Raw genomic sequence first — 560 nt, 5'->3', positions numbered from 1 at the left:
AATCGCCCCGGCATGGTGTCCTGGCTGGTGTTCGACCTGGACCATGCCAATGCCTTGGCCTGGGACGATGCCGGGTTGCCTGCGCCGAACCTTATGGTGCGTAACCGCAAAAGCGGCCACTCCCAGTTGTTCTACGCCGTGCCGTCCGTGTGCACTACCGAGAACGCACGGGCCAAGCCGATTCAGTACATGAAGGCGATCTATGCCGCGTTTGCCGCTCGCCTCGACGCGGACGTGGACTACCACGGTGGCCCCGTGGCCAAAACACCCGGCCACCCCTGGTGGGAGACGACCGAATTTCACAGCCACGTGTATGAACTGGGCGAACTGGCGAGTGCGGTGGAGTTGACCGTCAAGCCGTGGGCCACCGGCCCCAAGCTTGACCAGGTCAGTCATTCGCGGCACTGCATCCTGTTCGAGCAGTTGCGTTATTTTGCGTACAGCATCGTCAATCGCGAGCGCGAGCTGGGTTCGTTCGAGTCGTTCATGCGCTCGCTCGATGCGTATGCGTACAACCACAACAGCTTTCTGAAGCAGGGGTTTTCGGAAAACCTGCCGCT

The 560-nt window shown here is 60.9% G+C and carries 1 protein-coding gene; it reads left to right on the top strand.

All coding sequences use genetic code 11. The features are described from left to right. Positions 1 to 560 (top strand): replication initiation protein (locus ALO64_RS26315; RefSeq protein ID WP_235804995.1); only part of this gene is annotated, 560 nt, incomplete at both ends.

Source organism: Pseudomonas meliae (assembly GCF_001400515.1).
Classification (GTDB): domain Bacteria; phylum Pseudomonadota; class Gammaproteobacteria; order Pseudomonadales; family Pseudomonadaceae; genus Aquipseudomonas; species Aquipseudomonas amygdali.
The sequence above is the reverse complement of the archived record's forward strand: the minus strand, read 5'-3'. Positions and strand labels throughout refer to the sequence as shown.